Origin of the sequence: Paenibacillus sp. FSL R5-0887 (assembly GCF_038002305.1) — a bacterium.
GTDB classification, from domain to species: Bacteria; Bacillota; Bacilli; order Paenibacillales; family Paenibacillaceae; genus Paenibacillus_AQ; species Paenibacillus_AQ odorifer.
The window spans coordinates 317,343-338,259 of sequence record NZ_JBBOCE010000002.1 but is presented as its reverse complement, the minus strand read 5'-3'; the positions used below and the strand labels follow the sequence as shown (position 1 = coordinate 338,259).

14 protein-coding genes are annotated in these 20,917 nt (G+C 46.1%); 11 read left to right on the top strand and 3 right to left on the bottom strand.

Annotated features, from left to right (window positions below; genetic code table 11):
* Positions 1-25: 25 nt before the first annotated feature.
* Positions 26-2,701, top strand: a complete 2,676-nt coding sequence (locus MKY14_RS19420; protein WP_076142486.1) for a YhgE/Pip domain-containing protein — start codon at positions 26-28, stop codon at positions 2,699-2,701.
* 82 nt (positions 2,702-2,783) lie between these two features.
* On the opposite strand, the gene MKY14_RS19415 is transcribed toward MKY14_RS19420, so the two are convergent.
* On the bottom strand, positions 2,784-3,758 hold the full coding sequence (locus tag MKY14_RS19415) for an aldo/keto reductase family protein (RefSeq protein ID WP_076280513.1): 975 nt from the start codon (positions 3,756-3,758) through the stop codon (positions 2,784-2,786).
* A gap of 66 nt (positions 3,759-3,824) precedes the next feature.
* Between MKY14_RS19415 and MKY14_RS19410 the strand changes: the two genes are divergently transcribed.
* Positions 3,825-4,532, top strand: a complete 708-nt coding sequence (locus tag MKY14_RS19410) for an SGNH/GDSL hydrolase family protein (protein ID WP_340977140.1) — start codon at positions 3,825-3,827, stop codon at positions 4,530-4,532.
* A gap of 41 nt (positions 4,533-4,573) precedes the next feature.
* On the opposite strand, the gene MKY14_RS19405 is transcribed toward MKY14_RS19410, so the two are convergent.
* Positions 4,574-5,344 (bottom strand): DeoR/GlpR family DNA-binding transcription regulator, encoded by a 771-nt coding sequence (locus MKY14_RS19405; RefSeq protein ID WP_076130709.1) that lies wholly within the window; start codon positions 5,342-5,344, stop codon positions 4,574-4,576.
* A gap of 241 nt (positions 5,345-5,585) precedes the next feature.
* On the opposite strand from MKY14_RS19405, the gene MKY14_RS19400 reads away from it, so the two are divergent.
* From MKY14_RS19400 to fucU, 4 genes are read left to right on the top strand one after another with little or no spacing between them, the layout of a single operon-like run.
* A complete protein-coding gene (locus tag MKY14_RS19400) occupies positions 5,586-7,352 on the top strand; it encodes an L-fucose isomerase (protein WP_340977138.1) in 1,767 nt (588 codons plus the stop codon).
* A 29-nt stretch (positions 7,353-7,381) separates the two neighbouring features.
* Positions 7,382-8,827, top strand: coding sequence for a rhamnulokinase (locus MKY14_RS19395; RefSeq protein ID WP_340977136.1), 1,446 nt, complete (start codon positions 7,382-7,384; stop codon positions 8,825-8,827).
* Between the two features lie 20 nt (positions 8,828-8,847).
* Positions 8,848-9,498, top strand: a complete 651-nt coding sequence (locus tag MKY14_RS19390) for a class II aldolase/adducin family protein (RefSeq protein ID WP_038569477.1) — start codon at positions 8,848-8,850, stop codon at positions 9,496-9,498.
* An 11-nt stretch (positions 9,499-9,509) separates the two neighbouring features.
* The gene (fucU, locus tag MKY14_RS19385) at positions 9,510-9,938 is read left to right on the top strand and encodes an L-fucose mutarotase (RefSeq protein ID WP_076282757.1); all 429 of its coding nucleotides are present in this window, start codon (positions 9,510-9,512) and stop codon (positions 9,936-9,938) included.
* Between the two features lie 75 nt (positions 9,939-10,013).
* Here fucU and MKY14_RS19380 read toward each other — a convergent pair whose 3' ends face one another.
* Positions 10,014-12,005, bottom strand: a complete 1,992-nt coding sequence (locus MKY14_RS19380) for a beta-galactosidase (RefSeq protein WP_340977134.1) — start codon at positions 12,003-12,005, stop codon at positions 10,014-10,016.
* Positions 12,006-12,269: 264 nt separating this feature from the next.
* Between MKY14_RS19380 and MKY14_RS19375 the strand changes: the two genes are divergently transcribed.
* From MKY14_RS19375 to MKY14_RS19355, 5 genes are read left to right on the top strand one after another with little or no spacing between them, the layout of a single operon-like run.
* Complete coding sequence (locus tag MKY14_RS19375; RefSeq protein WP_036675672.1) at positions 12,270-13,241, top strand: ABC transporter permease; 972 nt, start codon at positions 12,270-12,272, stop codon at positions 13,239-13,241.
* A gap of 17 nt (positions 13,242-13,258) precedes the next feature.
* A complete protein-coding gene (locus MKY14_RS19370; protein WP_076130713.1) occupies positions 13,259-14,143 on the top strand; it encodes a carbohydrate ABC transporter permease in 885 nt (294 codons plus the stop codon).
* A gap of 34 nt (positions 14,144-14,177) precedes the next feature.
* A complete protein-coding gene (locus MKY14_RS19365; protein ID WP_076130714.1) occupies positions 14,178-15,764 on the top strand; it encodes an extracellular solute-binding protein in 1,587 nt (528 codons plus the stop codon).
* Positions 15,765-15,815: 51 nt separating this feature from the next.
* Positions 15,816-18,230 (top strand): helix-turn-helix domain-containing protein, encoded by a 2,415-nt coding sequence (locus MKY14_RS19360; protein WP_081383251.1) that lies wholly within the window; start codon positions 15,816-15,818, stop codon positions 18,228-18,230.
* A 29-nt stretch (positions 18,231-18,259) separates the two neighbouring features.
* A complete protein-coding gene (locus MKY14_RS19355) occupies positions 18,260-20,896 on the top strand; it encodes an exo-rhamnogalacturonan lyase family protein (protein ID WP_445255200.1) in 2,637 nt (878 codons plus the stop codon).
* Positions 20,897-20,917: the final 21 nt, after the last annotated feature.

Genomic DNA, 20,917 nt, shown 5'->3' with positions numbered 1-20,917 from the left:
ACATGCAGATTAGGGGGAGCAGCGAATGGGCGGAATACTACGGATTTATAGGAACGATTGGCGTAATTTATTCAGAGTTCCTGTGGCCGTATTGCTGGTTGCCGCTTTGGTGGTATTGCCCTCCGTGTATGATTGGGTGAACGTTGCGTCAGTATGGGATCCTTATAGCAATACTTCTGGCATTAAAATTGCTGTTACCAGCTTAGATGAAGGTACTAAGGTGCAGGAGAAGGATTTTAATATCGGCAATGAGGTCATGGAAAGTCTTCGGAGCAATAAAAACTTGGGCTGGACCTTTGTAGATGCAGAGAGTGCACATAATGGTGTCAAACGCGGAGATTACTATGCCAGTATTGTTATCCCTGCTAATTTCTCCAAACGAATGACTGGAATTCTTGAAGGAACGATTGTGAAACCAGAGATCGAATATACCGTCAATGAGAAAATAAATGCGATTGCTCCTAAAATCACAGATAAAGGCGCCACTTCAATCACCACACAGATCAGTGAGAATTTCACGGAAACGATTAGTGAGACGGTATTTACTGTTTTAAGTCAAATTGATAAGGAATTTCAATCTGAATTGCCCATTATACGCAAGGTAGAAAAAGGATTGTTTAAATTAGAGGCGAGCCTGCCAGAAATTGAAACCGCAGGTAAACGTGTATTAAAAATTCAGGAAAATTGGCCGCAGATTCATGCCTCAGCAGAGCGTATTTCCACATTGGAGAATAAGCTGCCAGAGGTGGAAAAAGCGGGTGAGGCTTTAGAGAAAATTGCTGAGCATTGGCCGCAAATCGCGAGTACCTTAGATCATTTAGGGGGGCTACAGGACAAGTTGCCCAAGATTGAAGAAGCGGCACAGCTAATCGTTCAACTTGATAACCATTATGGTGAAGTTGAACAGATCATGGCTCAGGCCTCGCAAGGTCTTACGGAAGCGCATAAAATCGTTAATGCTGCCTTAACAGCACTGCCTGAGGCAGAAAAGATTGCCACTGCCGGAAATGATTTTGTTCTGGAGCTTCAACAATTTTTGGAGAAGAGCAGTGCTGCATTTGAAGCTGTTCCAGCAGCTGTCAAACAGAATCTTAATCTCCTACAGCAAACGGAGAGCTCAGTGGTCAAGCTTGCTGAACAGTTAAAGGGAGAGGATAACGAGCCACAAGCTGTACGTGAGCAGTTGGAGTTACTCTCAGCACAGTTGGCTGCAGGAAGCAGCGTAATTGAACACACACTTTCTATGTTAAATGCATTGAACACATTTTCCCCTGAAACAGTGTCTATTGCTGAGCTTGCGGCATTGAAAGGTGTAGACAGTGTTTTGAACAGTCAGAAGTCCTTGGTAAATGCTATGACGGCTGACCTTCAGAATAAGGATAACGCTGATTCCAGTGGAATTAACCAATTGTTCCTAAAGTCTGGTCTTGGGAAGCTGGCGATTGCGAAGCTTATCTCAGGATATGATTCGTCGACTATCCCTGCCATAAAAAATAAACTGGAGCAAATAACTTCGGCGGCAGATGTCACAGCTACCGCATTGCAGCAGGTGCCAGATCGTTTACCTGCGCTGGGTACCCTGCTGGAAGAGACAATGTCGGCGATTGAGTTCGGGCAGACAAGCTTAGCTAGTCTGCAGCAGGATTTGCCAGCTATACGCGAAGCGGTCCACACAGCAGCCAGTGGGGTTGTCGATCAGACCCAGGGCTTTGGTGCTTTCATCCGAGATACACTTCCGCTATTGGAGAGCAGCTTACCTACTGCAGGGGAAAAGATACAGCAAGCTGCGAATTTCGTGCGTCAGGATCTGCCTACTGTAGAAGAGCGGGTTCATCAGGTCTCGGAGCTGATTCGTACAGGACTCCCCCGTGCAGACAAAGGAGTGGCGCTTGCCGCAGATTTGGTGAGAAATGATCTTCCAGTACTGGAAGACTCGATTCGAAAAGCCGCCTCCACGATCCGCCAAATTAAAGAAGAGATTGATCTGGGGGAAATTGCGCAACTGCTCGGAGGAGATATTAAGAGCAAAAGTGATTTTTTGGCCAATCCGGTAGTGTTAAAAGAGAATAAGTTATATCCCATTCCGAATTACGGCTCAGCAATGACTCCTTTTTATGTCGTACTTTCCTTATGGGTCGGAGGCACACTGCTTGTCTCTCTTCTCCGCACAGGTGTGGATACGGGGGGGCTAACGTACAAAAGATATCAATTGTATTTTGGCCGCCTGCTGACCTTCCTTACGGTGGGGATTCTTCAGGGGCTGGTGGCTGTCCTGGGCAACATTTTTATTTTGCACTGTTATGTGGTGAATAAGGTGTGGTTTGTACTTTTTGGAGTGTTAATCAGCATCGTGTTCGTAACCATTGTATTTACGCTTGTCGCTGTATTTGGCAACCTGGGAAAAGGAATAGCAATCGTGTTCATGGTGCTTCAATTCTCTAGCTCCGGCGGTACATTTCCGATTAGTACGACTGGGCGTTTTTTTCAAATATTAAATCCGTATATGCCGTTTACCTATGCAATTAGTCTGATGCGGGAGGCGGTTGGGGGAATTCTGCCGGAAGTGGCGATTCGTGATGTGATTTATTTGATTATCTTCGGTGTGCTGGCACTCTTGCTGGCATTACTCCTCAAGAAACCACTGGAGCCTTTTATCCATAAGGCTTCTGAACAAGCCGAAGAGTCTAAATTGATTTCTTAAAGAAAAAGAGGATGTGCCTAAGCCATGGTGATGGCTTTTGGCACAACCTCTTTTGTGTACTATATGGCAAGTGTGCAATAGGTTATCTTGCAGGAGCAAAATCAGCTACCGGCTTAAGAATCTCCTCGATTTGCTGTAAAGTATCTGCGGAGAGTACCGTATCTACAGCTTTGGCATTTTCTGCAACTTGCTCTGGTTTACTGGCACCAATTAATGCTGAACTTACACCAGGCTGGCGTAGAATCCATGCCAATGCCAATTGCGAAAGCTTCAGGTCTAAACTGTGAGCGAGTTCATCCAGCTGTCCAACCACAGACAACACATCATCACGGAGGTAGCTGGAGATCACACCATTAACTGAATTATCCGCTGCACGGGTTCCTGCTGGAGGTTGTTGCCCCGGTTTATATTTGCCAGTCAGAATTCCTTGCGCTAGTGGAGAGAAGACCACTTGGCCCAGCCCCTCACGCTGGGATACTTCAAGGACCTCGTCTTCAATATAACGTTCGAACATATTATAGATAGGTTGATTCGAGATCAGTGGACGCAGATTCAGTCTGCGGCTGATACCAGCAGCATTGGAGATTTGGGCTGCGCTCCATTCGCTAACAGCGGAGTAGAGAATCTTACCTTGAGCCGTCAGATCATCCAGCGCGCGTAGAGTCTCCTCTACAGGGGTCTCTGTATCAAAGCGATGACAAAAATATACATCAATATAATCGGTGCCTAAGCGGCGGAGGCTGGCTTCACATTGCTCCATAATATGCTTGCGGGACAAACCACGGTTATTAACATCGTCTCCCATGGGGAAAAAGACCTTTGTACTTAGCACATAAGATGATCTTTCATAGGAGCGTAGAGCAGCACCCATCGCTTTTTCGCCTTCACCACGGTTATATGCATTAGCCGTATCAAAGAAATTGATACCGCATTCAAAAGCTTTGCTGATACAAGCATCGGCTGCCTTTTGCTCTGCTGCTGTTCCATATGTAAGCCAACTGCCTAGTCCGATCTCACTGATTTTGAGCCCTGAATTGCCTAGTCTTCTATATTTCATTTTTCTCTTTCCTCCTTGTATTCTATATGATAACTTTACTTGTATTATAGGAGACATTCAAGTTGAATGATTAATATACTAGTAATCAAGGAGATGAAAGATTCAATGACTAATCCAGCTACTAAAAAATCAAAAGTGATCTTATTTCAGGGTGACTCCATTACGGATGGGAATCGGGGTCGTTATGAAGACCCGAATCATATTCTTGGACATAGCTATGCGTATATCATCGGTGGCAAGCTAGGGAATGAGCGGGCAGAAGAGAATCTGGTATTCTATAACCGCGGAGTGAGTGGAGATCGAATCTCCGATTTATATGCACGCTGGAATGAAGATGCAATTAGCTTGCAGCCTGACATCATTAGTATATTGATTGGGGTTAACGATATTTGGAGAATGATGAAAGGGGAACCAAGTGGAGTTACGGACCGTTTTGAACGCGCTTACCGTCATGTACTTGAAGAAACACGTGAAGTTCTGCCACATACGAAGCTGATTTTATGTGAGCCTTTTATTTTAAATACCGGAGCTCCAGCTGAACAGTGGTCAGAATGGGAAGCGAAGATTAGACATTATCAGGGAGTGGTTAAGCAGCTGTCTGAGCAATTTGATACGGTCTATGTACCTTTACAGGATGCTTTCAATGCAGCTGCGGAGAGAGCAGAAGCAGCCTACTGGCTGTGGGATGGCGTTCATCCGACGACTGCCGGGCATGATCTGATTGCTGGGGAATGGCTGAAGGTCGTCTTGGAAAGTGGTCTTTTAAACAACTAAGTTATAAAGTTATTATCTCTCTTTATCTATGCACCTACTGATCACTCAGCGGGCGCATAGATAAGAGATACATGGTAATTATTTAAGAAATCGGTCCATTCCTCAGAAGGCTTCTGATCTGTAACAATATAATCCACTCTATCAAAGCTGAACAACTTAATGAACGCAGTCCGGTCAAATTTGGAGTGATCTACGAGCAGAACCACTTTATTTGCCTGCTGCTGCATAAGCACCTTCAGTTCACTTTCTTCTTCATTTGAATCACTTAGCCCGCCTGTCATGGACAATGCTTTACAGCTGAATATAGCTACATCCACATTATATTTTCGAATCGTCTGTGAAGCGGTATTTCCAACAAAGGAGCTGGTCTCGGGACCTAAAATTCCACCTGTGGAAATCAGCTTTTGACCGGAGTGTTGAAATTCGGATAATACCACCAGAGAGTTCGTAATAATTGTCAGATTGTTTTTCTCCTCAATAATTCTACGCAAGGCTTCAAACACCGTTGAGCTCGTATCTGTCACCAAGCTGTCTCCATCATTGATTAATTGCAGTACATTATCGGCTATGATTCGCTTCGCTTCAATATTGACCTGATGTCTGCTGATGTAGGAAGGATCTTCATTGGTATGGGCGTTGAGAATGGCCCCACCATAATTTTTTTTGGCAAGACCTTCTTTGTCCAGTTTATCTAGATCCCGCCGAATGGTCTCTTCCGAGACGTTGAATTTTTGCGCTAGCTCTGCGACATGGACCTTCTTCTGTCTGTAAAGCTCTTTAATAATTAGATCCCGTCGTTCAAATGCTTTCATTCGTTCACTCACCTTTATATATAAATCGTCTGCTTTCTAGTGTACTACATTGTTGTTTAAATCTAAAAATAATTACATATTCACATAAAACCACAATATATAATAATTATATCACATAAAACCACACTTTTGTTTAGGTAATATGTTGTTTTGTGTTGACTAAAGCGCTTGCAGATTTTATGATGAAGGAGAAATAGATCTATTAACGATGACTCTAAGATGATCTTGAGGAGGAACGGCATTGATAGAAAACTATCCGAAAATTGGTATCCGCCCAACCATTGATGGCAGAAGAAGAGGCGTTCGTGAATCACTGGAAGAGCAAACGATGGGCATGGCTCAGCGGGTGGCTAAGTTTATTGAAGCGAATTTAAGGTATCCGAATGGGAGTCCTGTAGAGTGCATCATCGCCGATTCTACGATCGGTGGAGTTAAAGAAGCTGCTGCTGCGGCTCAGAAATTCTCCGGGGCTAACGTAGGGGTGTCGATCACCGTGACGCCTTGCTGGTGTTATGGCTCAGAGACAATGGATATGGATACATCCATTCCGCATGCCGTGTGGGGATTTAACGGAACGGAACGGCCGGGTGCTGTGTATCTAGCTGCTGTTCTCTCGGCGTATGCTCAAAAGGGAATTCCTGCGTTTGGTATCTATGGTGAAGATGTTCAAGAGTCTAGCAGTGAAGAGATTCCAGCGGATGTGCAGTCTAAATTGCTGCAGTTTGCTAGAGCAGGCTTAGCAGTTGCTCAAATGAAGGGGAAATCATATTTATCTATGGGTTCTGTTTCGATGGGGATTGCGGGTTCCATTGTGAATGAACAGTTTTTCCAAGAGTATCTGGGCATGCGCAATGAATATATAGATATGTCTGAATATGTCCGGCGCTTTGAAGAAGAGATTTATGATAAAGAGGAATTTAAGCGTGCGCTAGCGTGGACTAAAGAAAACTGCCAAGTTGGCGCCGATAATAATCCGCCGCATCTGCAAATCAGTGCAGAAGAGAAAGAGAAGCAGTGGGAGACCTGTGTGAAAATGACATTGATCGCCCGCGACCTGATGATCGGCAATCCGGTTCTCGCTGAGCTTGGTTTTGAAGAGGAAGCTAACGGCCACAATGCAATTGTTGGCGGTTTCCAAGGCCAGAGACAATGGACGGACCATTTCCCTAACGGCGATTTCATGGAGACGATGTTGAATTCTTCTTTTGACTGGAACGGCAAACGTGCACCTTATCTCGTAGCGACAGAGAATGACAGCTTGAATGGGGTAACGATGCTGTTCAATTATTTGCTTACGAATACAGCACAAATCTTTGCGGATGTCCGAACCTTCTGGAGTCCCGATGCTGTGAAGCGAGTGACGGGTCATCAATTGGAAGGAGAAGCGGCTCACGGAATACTGCATCTGATCAACTCTGGTTCGGCAGCGCTTGATGGTACAGGTGAGCAAAGGATAGAGGGTAAGCCTGCAATCAAACCTTTTTGGGAGATTACAGACGAAGAGGCTGAGGCTTGTCTAAGCAATACACAATTCCGGCCAGCTTCTCAAGAATATTTCCGGGGAGGCGGCTTCTCTACCGATTATTTAACCCAAGGCGGAATGCCGGTTACTATGGCTCGTTTGAACCTGGTGAAGGGGCTTGGACCTGTTCTTCAGCTTGTTGAAGGTTACACCGTAGAGCTGCCTGAAGAGGTTCATCATACTTTGGATCAAAGAACAGATCCGACATGGCCGACGACCTGGTTCGCTCCTAAGCTAACTAACAGTGGTTCATTCCAATCGGTATATGATGTCATGAATAATTGGGGCGCGAATCATGGGGCGATCAGTTATGGCCATATCGGGGCGGATCTGATTACGCTGGCGTCGATTTTACGCATTCCAGTAAGTATGCATAACGTTGAGAAATCACGTATTTTCAGACCACGGGTGTGGTCGTTATTTGGGACGGAGAATCTGGAAGGAGCAGATTACAGAGCCTGTCAGAATTTCGGACCGCTATATTAAAATCTTCTTGTGGAGCAGGTGTGCTTGAAATGGGTGATACGATTAAGCTTCTGGCTATGGATCTTGGCGCCAGTTCCGGAAGAGTGATGTTGGGATTGTATGACGGTAACACCCTTCGCATAGAAGAAATTCATCGGTTTGCTAATACGCCGGTGTATGTTGGCGGGCATTTGTATTGGGATGTTTTGAAGCTCTTCCACGAAATGAAAAAAGGAATCCAGAGAGCTTATAGGGCGCATGGAAAATTGAGGTCTCTAAGCGTGGATACGTGGGGAGTCGATTACGGTTTTATTGATAAAAGAGGGATGTTGCTCTATTCCCCCCATCATTATAGGGATAGGAGAATGGGAAGTCATCGTCTAGGGTTGGAGGCGCTGCTTCCACCAAGGGAGCAATTTAGCATTACAGGTATTCAACCGAGCTTGATTAATACGGTTTATCAGCTGTTTGCTGATTTTCAGGATAACGATTCTCTGCTAGAGGTTGCAGATACTATTTTAATGATGCCAGACCTGTTCCACTATTTATTCTCTGGTATCGCGGCAGCAGAAAGCACGATTTGGAGTACAAGTGGCTTAATGGACGCTGTATCTGGTGAAGTCTCCACTGAAGTATTCAGCAGGCTTAATATCCCGGTTGGTATAGTGCCACAACGGGTTCAAGCGGGAACGGTTATTGGTTCTATCCTTCCGGTAATTCAAGAGGAGCTTAGCGTAGGTTTAATGGAGGTAATTGCGGGTGCTTCTCATGATACGGCTTCAGCAGTAGCTTCTATTCCTTATTCTCTAAAGGAAGATGCAGCATTTATTAGCTGTGGTACATGGTCGTTAGTGGGCATGGAGACGCCTAAAGCTGTCATTACAGAGAAAAGCTATGAATACGGATTCACAAATGAGCAGTGTTACGGCCAATCTAATCGTTTGCTCAAAAATATAACGGGACTATGGATTTTGCAGGAGCTGCAAAGGAATTGGGCCGAAGCGGGAAAATACGTCAGCCAAGGCCAAATGGTTGAGCTAGCCGAAACCATAAATCATGCTCCAGCAATTATTGATCCGAATGACGAGCTGTTCAGTACACCCGGTGTGATGACCCAACGGATTAGAGAATATTGCGAACGAACAGGCCAGCAAGCCCCTTATACGAAAGCTGAGATTATACGCGTCATACTTGAGAGCTTAGCAGAGTCCTATCGCCATACGATTGACGAAATGGAAGAGATCACCGGCAAAAAAATCAATATCATTCATATGGTCGGTGGTGGGATTCAGAATGAACTGCTCTGTCAGCTTACCGCTAATATTACGGGGAGAAAAGTTGTAGCAGGGCCTGTGGAAGCCAGTGCAATTGGCAATATAATTATTCAACTGGCTGCCCTTGGGGAACTGGAAATCTCCGGGGGCAAGCAGGTAGTGGAAAGATCTTTTGCCTTTAAGACATATCAGCCTTCTTTGGTGAAGGTTTGTGAAAAATAGGATACGAGGAGAGAAACCCTATGGATACCTTGGAACAAAAATTACGTTTGCAGATTTGTGATATCGGGAGAAACCTGTTTAATAAAGATTTTATCGCGGCTAATGATGGGAATATTTCTGCTCGCTTATCAGAGAATGTAATTCTGACTACCCCCAGAGCGGTGAGTAAGGGATATTTAGAGCCTCATATGCTTGTAAAAGTGAATCTGCAAGGTGAAGTCCTTGAAGCAGCTGAAGGCTACAGGCCCTCAACGGAAGCAAAAATGCATCTAAGAATTTATAATGAGCTGCCAGAGATGAAGGGTGTGGTCCATGCACATCCCCCGTATGCTACTGCATTTGCCATAAAAGGTGAGGCGCTCGACAAGATGATGATGCCAGAGTCGGTGATTATGATCGGAGATATTCCGTTGGCGGAATATGGAACACCATCGACGGAAGAAATTCCAGATTCACTGATGCCTTTCCTGGGCAAAAAAACTGCGGTTCTGCTCGAGAATCACGGAGCCCTTACTTGGGGAGAAGATGTTATGGAAGCATATCTGAATATGGAGCGGCTTGAGTATACCGCCAAGCTCACCTTCATTACCCGGATGATTGGCGGGGAGAGAGAATTGCCGCAGCATCGGATTGATGAGCTGGTAGCGTTGCGATCATTTTATGGGAAGTAAAGAGGTGCCTTATGTTAAAAGGAATTCCTAAGCTGCTGTCTCCGGAGCTGGTACGCATTCTGATGGAGATGGGTCATGGGGATGAGCTTGTATTGGCTGATGCGAATTATCCCGGACATTCGTTGAATCCGAGGGTACTGAGATATGATGGCATCGGTATTCCTGAACTGCTGGATGCCATTTTAGAGTTGTTACCTCTGGATCATTACGCAGAGCAACAGGTGGCTTTTATGGCAGTGGTTGCAGGAGATCCAACTGTGCCGGTCATTTGGTCCACATACGAGACAATCATCGCCAAACATGATGCTGAAGCCACGATTAAACAGGAGGAACGTTTTGATTTCTATAACCGTTCTAAGCAAAGTTATGCAGTTATAGTTACTGGTGAAGAAGCGTTGTATGGGAACGTTATTCTTAAAAAAGGCGTTATTAAAAGTTAAAATAAGGGAAACGAAGCCGCTAACCGCTTGGGTGACTAAGGAGTTAGCGGCTTTTTATGCTGCAAGGATAAGTATTTATAACCGGATTACTCGGTACTCATATGCACCAAGGGAGAGGGGGCCGCAGGCCACGGATTTGCCTGAGAGAACATCATGTCCGTCCCGCGGGAGTGTGAGACTTCCCCCGTGTCCATCCATATTTACAAGGGTCCAGACTTCGGCAGCCTGGTCATCGCTTCTAGGGCAGACAAGGGTTCCCTTAGTGACATCACTGCGTAGGGTAACACCAGCACGTTCTGCATAATGATCAATGAGTTTACATAACATTAGGTTGCCTTCTTCACCGGCAGGCATTGAACCCAGCATAACAATAGTGCCTTGTCCGTAAGGCTGCTCCGTCAGGAAGGACAACCCCGGCGTAACCCCCTCCGTAATCATTCCGATACTGGAAACGGACTCTGAAACGGGTTCAAAAACAGAACTCCACAAGGACAAGGGAGCAGATACCCCAAAAGCGTGTCCAATCGTGCCTGTTGATTCCAGCGGATAGGTAAACTTAGTTTTGACGCCTGCTAACCGCTCCAATTCCCCAAGTCCGGCATTCGTGTGAAGGGTATGCTCCTTCGTTCGTCCTCCGGTAAGAGGACCGACAATCCAAATCCCGCCAGCTGCTGTGAAGGCCAGGGCACTTTGCACATACTCGGGGGACAAATAATGTACGAACGGAGTGAATAACAGCTTGTATCCGGTTAAGTCTCCACCTTCGGGCAGCAGATCCCTGTGAATGCCCATATGAAGAATTCTTTTGTAGAAATCGCCCAGCAGACTACGATAATTTAGCTTCCGATGAGGTTCAGTTGCGAGATAAGCTTTGGTTCTGTCCGAATAGGTGATCGCAACATCTGCCCGAAGGGGCCGGGTGGAGAGCATAATTTGTTCAATTTCCCGCCGTGCTTGATTGGCCTCCAGCACATTAACGTACCCTAGAGCTGGTTCTCCCCAGGCACTAAGGATCGAGCTATGTGTTTGTTCACTTCCGGAATTATGCTGGCGCCAGAGCCAATAGCAAAATGCACCTGCACCCAGCGCATAGGCGGCAACCGCTTCTGCCTTCAGATATCCGTTCGGATGGGGCACACCAAAACTCACTAGAGATGCGGCAAACGAGGGTCCGGTCTCCATTATCCAGAAATCTTTTCCCGCCTTGAAATTTCGCCACAGATCACAGTTAAGCAGATAAGCATGCATATTTTCCTGTGAGGCATAGGTGTCGTAGGCAGCAAAGTCGAGATTTTGAAATAGCCGCTCATTATCTAGATGAAAAGCGACACTGCTGTTGTGGGTAATTGGCGCAGTGGAGTGGCGGCGGATAATATCAGCCTGCTCATCGGCGAATTCAGCGATCTTTTCCATTGAAAATAAGCGGTACATCGTCCGCAGGGATGAATTGTGGAGGAAAGGTGCGGGTCCTGGCTGTGGCACCTGATCAAAACGTTGATAAGTTTGGCTCCAGACGGCTGTTCCCCATGCCTCATTCAACCTTTCAATGGAGCTGTAGCGCTGCTGTAACCAGATATGCCATAAGTCTTTACAGGTCTCACACATACACTCCGCCACATGCGCTTTGAATTCGTTATCGAGCTGCCAGGCGGTTAACCCCGGCAGTGCTCCGGTCTCCTTGGCAATATGCTCCGTAATAATGGCTGCCCGCTCACGAAAATAAGGATTGTTCGTACAGATATGCTGCCGTGCTCCATGTCCCATTACCGTTCCGCTTTCATCCACATAACAGCGCTCAGGATGTCCATGAGTAAGCCAGATGGGGGGTGTAGGTGTCGGCGTACACATTACTGTGTCAATTCCGTTTCTATGTAACCTTTCGATATATTTCACGACGGGGCCGATATCAATCTTATCTTCTTCTGGCTCCAAAGCAGACCAAATGAATTCTCCGATTCGTACGATATTAATCCCCGTTTCTTTCATTAGAAGGATGTCCTGCTTAAGCACCTCTTCACTCCATAGCTCGGGATACCAAGCAGCACCGTAGTATAGCTTGTTCTTCAATTCAGTTCCTCCTTTAAGGTAAACATTTGCTGGAAATCATCACTTGGAATCATAGGTGCTTAATGTCTTACGGACAATAGTAAACTTTTGCGCGGTTTGGACTTTTTAGATAAAATGGGATTTTTAGCTTATATAAAGCGTTCAAAAAAGTCCGATTGCTGGAAAAAATCACTAGCAGCATAATAGGAGTCGCAGTAAGGGTGATTGCAGTAATCCATGGCTACAGTAATCGCGAGCTGTACATGACAAATGGAGGTGAACAGGATGAAGCACGTAACAGTTCCGGGAACTGCAGAACAACAGCCAAAGCCGCAGACCTATCGAAATATCCGGGTAAGAAGATGGAAACGTTTTAAACGTGATAAATGGTTATATATTCTGCTGCTCCCTGGAGTCCTTTATTTTCTTGTTTTCAAATATGTTCCGATGTGGGGCGTGCTGCTGGCTTTTAAGAATTACCAGCCGTTCCTTGGTTTTCAGAAAAGTGAATGGGTAGGTTTTGAGCATTTTCGTGTTTTTTTCCAGAATCCTGATTTCTTTATGCTGCTGCGCAATACGTTATTGTTATCGTTTTATAATTTGATTTTCTTTTTTCCGGCGCCGATTATTCTGGCACTGCTTCTAAACGAAATACGGCTTTCCTTCTATAAAAAGACGATACAAACGATGATTTATGTTCCGCACTTTATATCCATGGTCATTGTGGCCAGTATGAGCTATGTATTTCTAACTACGGAAGGCGGGACTGTAAATGAGTTTTTGTATACGTTTACAGGCAGGAAAATAGACTTTCTAGCTAATCCTGACTGGTTCCGTCCATTGATTATTCTCCAGACGATCTGGAAGGAGTGCGGCTGGGGGACGATTATATTCCTGGCAGCGCTGGCCGGTGTAGATGTGGAGCAATACGAGGCTGCGGTAGTAGATGGTGCGAACCGGTGGCGGCAGATTTGGCATATTACGTTGCCTGCTATCCGCAGTACAATCGTTATTTTACTTATTCTTCGGATGGGAACGATTTTGGATAACGGTTTTGAACAAATTTATTTAATGATGAATGCTCTTAATCGTGAAGTAGGTGAGGTGTTCGATACCTATGTATACGCACTGGGGATTACCCAGGGAGCTTTTAGTTACAGCACGGCTGTTGGATTATTTAAATCAATAATCGGTGTGACGCTTGTGCTCGGGACGAATTGGATCGCCAAAAAATTTGGTGAATCTGGACTTTATTGAGAAGGGAGAAGCTTGCTGTGGCCAAACAATACAAGAGTACGGGTGGAACTGCATTTGATATATTCAATTATATATTTTTAGGGATTATCGGGATCGTAGCGATTCTCCCTTTCCTCTTTGTGGTTTCGGGCTCCTTCGCTACAGATGCGGAAATTACTAAACGCGCCGTATTCCTGATCCCGACCACGATTTCTTTTGACGCCTACCGGTTTATCTTTTCAACAGATACGATTATGCGCAGTATAGGGGTTTCTATTTATGTTACGGTAATCGGAACTGTCGTTAATTTATTCTTCACGGTAACTATGGCTTATCCGATGGCAAAACGATATCTGATGGGCCGTAATTTGGTACTCAACCTTGTTATTTTTACGATGCTGTTTGGTGGAGGAATGATTCCAACCTATCTCGTCATTCGGGAGCTGCATCTGCTGGATACGCTCAATTCTCTTATTTTACCGGGAGCAATTAGCGCCTTTAACCTGATTATTGTCAAAAACTTTTTTCAGGAGCTGCCTATAGAAATGGAAGAAGCGGCGCGTATTGATGGTTGTTCTGAGCTGGGCTTGTTGTGGAAGATAGTCCTTCCTTTATCCAAACCGGTTCTCGCTACATTTACGTTGTTCTATGCTGTGGGACATTGGAACAATTTCTTCTCGGCACTGCTCTATATTACGGATCCGACAAAATGGCCTTTGCAGGTGATGCTGCGACAGATCGTAATGTTATCCCAATCTGCGGCTGGCGATATGAGTTCTATGGATCCAAGCTTTGTGCAGCCACCGGAGCAGTCGATTAAAATGGCGGTTATTGTAGTAGGTACTCTACCAATTTTATGTGTGTACCCATTTCTGCAAAAACATTTCGCTAAAGGGGTGATGCTGGGTTCTGTTAAAGGATAGCAAACTTAACTTATTCCAATTTGGAGGTATAATAATGGAAGCTAATCGTTCGGTAAAAAAGAAGCGCTGGTTGTTACTTTTACTTGTGGCTATGATGGTTACAACTGTTGTTGCAGGTTGCTCAGGTAATGAATCTGCAGGTTCTAACAGCAAAAGTGAGGGAAGTAGTAATACTGGAGAAGAGAAAAGCGAGTCCCCGCTGGATCTGACCCTCATGCTGCCGATATTCAAAACAAATTATCCGAAGGATGGCAGTCCGGTTGCTGCTGAACTGGAGAAACAGACCAATACAAAAATCCACTTTGAGTGGGTCCCGAATGCATCTTATGCAGATAAATTTAATATTACGCTAGCTTCTGGGAAGCTGCCGACCATTATCTACGTGGGGGATGTTAAGGCTTCTAGTTTTGTGAACGCTGCCAAATCGGGTGCATTCTGGGAAGTAGGGCCTTACCTTAAGGATTATCCGAATTTAAGCCAAGCGAACCCGGTTATTCTGAAAAACTCGGCCATTGATGGGAAGAATTACGGGATCTATCGGGGGCGTGTACTCGGCCGTAACGGTATGGTTTTCCGCAAGGATTGGCTGGAGAAGGTGGGGTTGCAAACACCGCAGACGGTGGATGATTTCTACAATATGCTGAAAGCGTTCAAGGAAAAAGATCCAGACGGCAATGGTAAAGAGGATACGTATGGCATGGTGCTTGTCAAATGGAGCGGCCAGTGGGCCAGCGGTTTTGATACCATTAAGTTATGGTTTGGAACACCGAATAAATGGGGCGTGCAAGATGGCAAGCTGGTGCCTGAGCATGAATATCCAGAATATTTGGAAGCGCTTAAGTTCATGAAGAAGCTGTATGATGAGAAATTGATCAACTCCGACTTCGCTGTAATGGACAGTGCCAAATGGACAGATCCGATCGTGAACAATAAGGCAGGAGTAATCGTCGATGTGGTCGATACAGGCGCCCGGGTGGATGATAAAATTCACGCTGCGCTAGAAAAAGAAGGCAAAGACGAACCGGATAAACATTATGTAGATGTAAGCGGGGGCGTAACAGGTACGGATGGCAAGCTACACACATTGCCGACCTCTGGTTTCTCGGGCATGCTGGCTATTCCAAAATCATCTGTGAAGAGCGAAGAAGAACTGAAACGGGTACTGGCTTTTCTAGATCAAATCAATAATCCGGAATTACAAACGATGTTAGGTTTTGGTTTGGAAGGTACTCACTACACTATGGTGGATGGTTTTATTGAACGCTCCAAAGACACTGTACTTGTGGAGTCAGAAGTGGAAGGCCTAAACCAAATATTGGCTTATATTCCTGAGGATAAGTCCAAGACTGTAGCACAAACGCCGCTGCGTCTTAAACAAACTGAAGTTCAAAAGGCAAATGAAGCTTCGATCGTGGTTAATCCGGCAGAGGCCTTTATTTCCACAGTATATTCGCAAAAGGGTGCTCAACTCGACAATGTAATTAACGATGCACGCATAAAGTATATTGTAGGACAAATTGATGAAGCTGAATTGAAATCAGCATTTGACGTATGGAGAAAAACAGGTGGAGATGATTTAGTTAAGGAAATGAACGAATTATACGCTAAGGCTGACCACTAGATCCTTCCTAGTGCTTTTATCCGGCTGGAAAGGATCTGAGGAGCAAAACGAATGTGGTTCGATTGCACTTCAAATTTATCTGATTCGGCTGGTGAGAGCATAGTGATGAGAAATGTGGCGAAATGGAAGCGTTATACAAAAGGCTGGTCAGGCTGTAAAGGCCGGTATTATCGGAAAAACCTGATCATTATGCTGGTGGTGTCATCCATTCCGGGGTTTATTATTGGTGCGCTTGTCTACTGGATGGCAGGGGGACGTCTGGAGAGCGAGCTGCTGCAGATGCATAACAGGCAGATTGAACAGCGGGCGGCTAATATTGATGATCAGCTGTCCAATCTGGAGCTGATGCTGGCACATTGGGCTTTTGATCCCAAGTTTGATTACAGCTTGAATGGCCTTGATTTTATTCAGGATCATGAGCGGGCTTGGGATATTACGAAGACACTCGTAGTGATGCAGGGCTCGAACACGATGACGAGTAACGTTGAACTCTATCTATCAGGAGATCATCCATTACTATTTAATCCCGAATATGGCACGATTGACTCCAGCATGGTTTCTGGTCAATATGACAAATTGATTGATACTGAACAAAGCACCTATTGGACGCAGTGGGCATTCGATCCCAATAAACCAAATGTCAAAGAATTAACGCTTATCCATCATATTCCGGGCGGAAGCTTGAAGCCCTTCGGGGCTCTTTTGCTCCGCATGGATACGGAGAAAGTAGCTGCGATGCTACGAACTATGACACCTTATAATAGCGGCGAGACATTTTTGCTGCAGACGACGGGGGATTTGTACGTATCTGCTGGAGACAGTGCCGAGGATTCTCCCTTACTTACCGCATTGCATAATGAGATTGTGGAACGGGGCGCGAACCATGAGTCAAATCTTGAGTCCTCTTTTCTCTTCGACTGGGGTAAGGCTACATATGCAGTGACTTATGGTGAGTTTTCCCGACTCTCCGCAGACTGGCTCTATGTGTCCGCATCACCGATAACCAGCATAACTTCACCTGTCGTCTTCATTTCAAGACTGATATTTTTAGTTAGCTTTAGTGCTTTGCTGCTGGCGGCGATTCTGTCTTGGTTTGCTTCCCGTAAAATCTATTCACCGATAGGACGTTTGCTGCAGACTTTGTTGCCTGACCAAGAGGCGGCTGCGAGTAGGGAGGATGAGTTCATTCTGATTGAACGGCATTGGCAGAACTTGCACGGGGAGAGCCATGCCCTGAAGTACACTCTTTCCGAGCAGCTTCCACATGTGAAGGAAAGCTTCCTGCATCAGCTGTTTCAGGGGTATTTATATTCTTATTCTGAGCAGGATCTGCAAAGCCGGATGCGGCGCTTTAAGTGGGAAGTAGAGGATTGTCATTATATTATTCTTTATATTCAGCTTACAGGCATCTCCAGCCAGGAGGGGAAGTTCCGCAACGGTGATGAAAGTCTTGTATCATTCGCCGCCGTCAATATTATCGGAGAATTGTCTGCCGAGCACTTTAAGCAGGCTGATATTATCAATTTCCATGATCTCACGGCAGGATTACTTCTTATCGAACCCGTTGCGAATCCATCGCTGGAAGCGGTGCAAGCCTTTAGCGAAGAACTGACAGGAACGATTAATCGCATGTTAAAAATGAGGGTAACAGTGGCGTTTAGTGCACCGGTTGGAAGGATATCCGGTATTCCGCTAGCGTTCGAGGCTGCGAAGCAAGCCGCTAGTTATCGCCAGTTTGGTGGTGAGAACCAGATTATTAATATGGAGCTACTGGATCGTGAGGGGCAAAGTACGCCAGAACCGCAATATTCGTTCACTTTGGAGCGCGGAATGATTCAGGCCCTGCGCACAGGAGAAGCGGAAGAGGCTTACCGGCTGTTGGAGGAATTTCTGGAGGCACTGTGTGCCAATGGGGCAAAAGTGATTGATGTACAGCAGGGTATGCTTCATTTGTTAGGCAGTATTCAGCACGCCATTATGGTCTCAGGCATTCATCCAAACCAACTGTTCAAAGGGGCTAATCTGTACGCGGCACTGTCGCAAATTCATGAGCCGAAGCTTATCCTTGCCTGGTTTCAGGAAAAGGTAGTCGCACCGTATCTGACGGAGCTGAGTGAACGTTCTGATGCCGGAATCAAACGGACGATTGAGCATGCCATGATGTATATCAATGAGCATTATATGGATAATATTTCGCTGGATGGATGTGCGGATTATACAGGAATCAGCCCATTTTTACTGAGTAAATCATTCAAACGGGTCACCGGGAAAAATTTCATCGATTATCTGACCGAATTACGGCTTGATAAAGCCAAGGAGCTGCTGCGTGATACCTCGCTGCGAATTAACGATGTAGCTGAACAGGTGGGTTATCAGCATAGCTATTTTAACCGGATTTTTAAGAAACAAGAGGGAATAACTCCAAGCCGCTATAGAGAACTAAGCCATAATAATGAAGCTCTTTAAAAGTAAAGAGGACGTGCGGCGAAGAACGTATGAAGGAGATGGTTGTTGTGCCTACGGCTCTGCCGATTGGCCTGCATTGGCTAAAAAAGCCCGCTATTGATGTGGGTGTTACCTGGGGGGTTCCTTGGAAAAAAGGAGCGCTCGGCAGGGAATCGTTAAAGAATCTCTGCTTAAGTATGCCGAAGAACGAAAAGCATGTGCCGCTGCAAAGCTGGCCAGCAGCTTTTTGGCCAGACGGGAGCATCAAATGGTCCACGCACTCGGTAGTAAACAAAAATTCGGATATTCAGCAGGATTCCTTAGTGACAATGACAATAAATCAAGCGACTCCAGCTACGGAAGTGACAGAGCGACTAACTGTGCAGGAAACAGAGGAAGCTTTCATTATAGATACAGGTGTTATTATTTGCACGGTTAACAAGCAGGGGAAGGGTCTTATCCGCAGTATTGTGCGCAGAAATCCGGCGGACACGGAAGGAACCAAAGTATGCAGTAATGGCGAGCTTGTATGTATACGTGAACAGAGAGATGAGGGTGCTGGCACCCTGAGCATACGTGAGGAGCGATTCGCAGGACGAACGTTAAGTGCCATCCTTGAACAGGGCGGACCTGTTCGCGCAGTGGTGAAGCTAGATGGACTTCACCAAGCTTCGCACAGTGCTCGTGAGTGGCTTCCCTATACGTTACGTTTATATTTTTATGCTGGGCTGGAGTCTATTCGATTAGTTCATACGTTTCATTATGACGGTAATCCACAGCAGGATTTTATTAAAGGATTGGGAATAGAATTCACAGTGCCGATGCGTGGACCTCTTTACAACCGCCATGTTCGTTTTGCCGGAGATAGCGGCTTGTTTAGCGAGTCTCCTAAGACGTTGCATACACGGCGAACCAAAGGTAAGTACCGTGATTTATTCCTCGATCAGGTAGCAGGATGTGCTGTGAAATTTAATCCAGAAGAGGATGCCTATTTCCTTAATTTATTGGATGACTCCGCCACTTGGGGCAGCTTTCGGCTGGTTCAAGATTCTTCCGAGCATTATGGGATCTGGAAGCGGACAGAGGATGGCTGCGCTTGGATCAAGGCAGCAGAAGGCCGCCGGGCAGGTGGGCTTGGTTATGTTGGGGCAGAGGGCGGAGGGCTAGCAATCGGGATGAAGAATTTCTGGCGTAAGCATCCGGCAGGAATGGAGATTGGTTCCACTGCCACTGACGCGGCAGCGCTTACTGTCTGGTTCTGGTCACCTGATGCGGCAGCTATGGACTTGCGGCATTATGATACGAAAACACATGTGGAATCCTCGTATGAAGGTGCAGAAGAATTACGGGCCACTCCATTTGGTATCGCTAATACTAGCGAGCTAACATTCTGGTGTACGGCGCAGACTCCAGGGCATGAATTGTTGCAGCGGATGCAGGCAGAAGCTGAAGAACCTTCATTGCTGGTTTGCGAACCAACTTATTATCATGATGCGGGTGCTTTTGGTTTCTGGAGTTTGCCTGATCGGAGCACGCCAGCCAAGGCATATCTGGAAGAGCGGCTGGACGGGATCATCTCCTTTTACCAGGAAGAGATCGAGCAGCGCAAATGGTATGGATTCTGGGACTATGGAGATTTCATGCACAGCTACGATCCGGTCAGACATGTATGGAACTATGATCTTGGCGGCTGCGCCTGGCAGAATTCCGAGCTGGTGCCAAATATGTGGTTGTGGGTAACGTTTCTCCGGTCCGGGAGAGCGGATGTGTTCCGTATGGCCGAAGCTATGACCAGGCATACGAGTGAGGTAGATGTATATCATTTTGGCGAATACGCCGGACTAGGCTCGCGGCATAATGTCATCCACTGGGGCTGCGGCTGCAAAGAGGCTCGTATCGCCATGGCGGGTCTGCATCGCTACTATTATTATCTGACCGGAGACGAGCGGGTCGGCGATATTATGGACAGTGTAAAGGATGCTGATTATTCAACAGTTACTCTGGACCCGATGCGGGCGTATTTTCCGAAGGATGAATTCCCGACTCATGTTAGGGTCGGTCCGGACTGGGCGGCCTTTAGCTCTAATTGGATGACCCGCTGGGAGCGGTTCGAGGATACCGCTTATCGTGACAAGATTATAACAGGCATGGATTGCATCAAAAGGGCAAATTTACGGCTATTATCTGGTCCCACATATGGTTATGATCCGGCAACTGGCCTATTGTCGGGAATGGGCGACGATAACTGGGGGCGTCATTTAGCCATTAGCATGGGAGGTCCGCAGGTGTGGTTCGAGCTGGCGGCAATGCTGGAGGACCCGGACTGGGAAGATATGCTGGCTGAGTTCGGCGTATTTTATAATTTGCCACAAGAAGAGAAGGACGCATTTACAGGAGGGTTGATTTCAGGAAAACTCCGTTTTGAGCATCCTGTACTCAGCGTAGCCATTGCTGCATATGGAGCATATTACCGCAAGGATCCAGCGACGGCAGAGCGGTGCTGGTCGATTTTGCTGGAGAATCCGTTTGGTTGTGTGAATCTACAGGAGGAAGCTGATCAGGTCACTTATATGACTGAGTTAAATGAGATCGATTGGATGAATACAAATGAAGCCTCGCAGTGGTCTTTAAATACGATCATTGCCTTGGAATTAATCGGTAGTGCTTTACCGGAACGCGCGAATTAAAGGCTTCATTGTGGGGAGGAA

Excerpts from the sequence above, each read along its gene's own strand:
- MKY14_RS19355 (WP_445255200.1), top strand. The coding sequence starts at position 18,260 with ATGAAGGAGATGGTTGTTGTGCCTACGGCTCTGCCGATTGGCCTGCAT.
- MKY14_RS19375 (WP_036675672.1), top strand. The coding sequence starts at position 12,270 with ATGAAGCACGTAACAGTTCCGGGAACTGCAGAACAACAGCCAAAGCCG.
- fucU (WP_076282757.1), top strand. The coding sequence starts at position 9,510 with ATGTTAAAAGGAATTCCTAAGCTGCTGTCTCCGGAGCTGGTACGCATT.
- MKY14_RS19415 (WP_076280513.1), bottom strand. The coding sequence starts at position 3,758 with ATGAAATATAGAAGACTAGGCAATTCAGGGCTCAAAATCAGTGAGATC.
- MKY14_RS19360 (WP_081383251.1), top strand. The coding sequence starts at position 15,816 with ATGTGGTTCGATTGCACTTCAAATTTATCTGATTCGGCTGGTGAGAGC.
- MKY14_RS19390 (WP_038569477.1), top strand. The coding sequence starts at position 8,848 with ATGGATACCTTGGAACAAAAATTACGTTTGCAGATTTGTGATATCGGG.
- MKY14_RS19420 (WP_076142486.1), top strand. The coding sequence starts at position 26 with ATGGGCGGAATACTACGGATTTATAGGAACGATTGGCGTAATTTATTC.
- MKY14_RS19365 (WP_076130714.1), top strand. The coding sequence starts at position 14,178 with ATGGAAGCTAATCGTTCGGTAAAAAAGAAGCGCTGGTTGTTACTTTTA.
- MKY14_RS19395 (WP_340977136.1), top strand. The coding sequence starts at position 7,382 with ATGGGTGATACGATTAAGCTTCTGGCTATGGATCTTGGCGCCAGTTCC.
- MKY14_RS19410 (WP_340977140.1), top strand. The coding sequence starts at position 3,825 with ATGATTAATATACTAGTAATCAAGGAGATGAAAGATTCAATGACTAAT.
- MKY14_RS19405 (WP_076130709.1), bottom strand. The coding sequence starts at position 5,344 with ATGAAAGCATTTGAACGACGGGATCTAATTATTAAAGAGCTTTACAGA.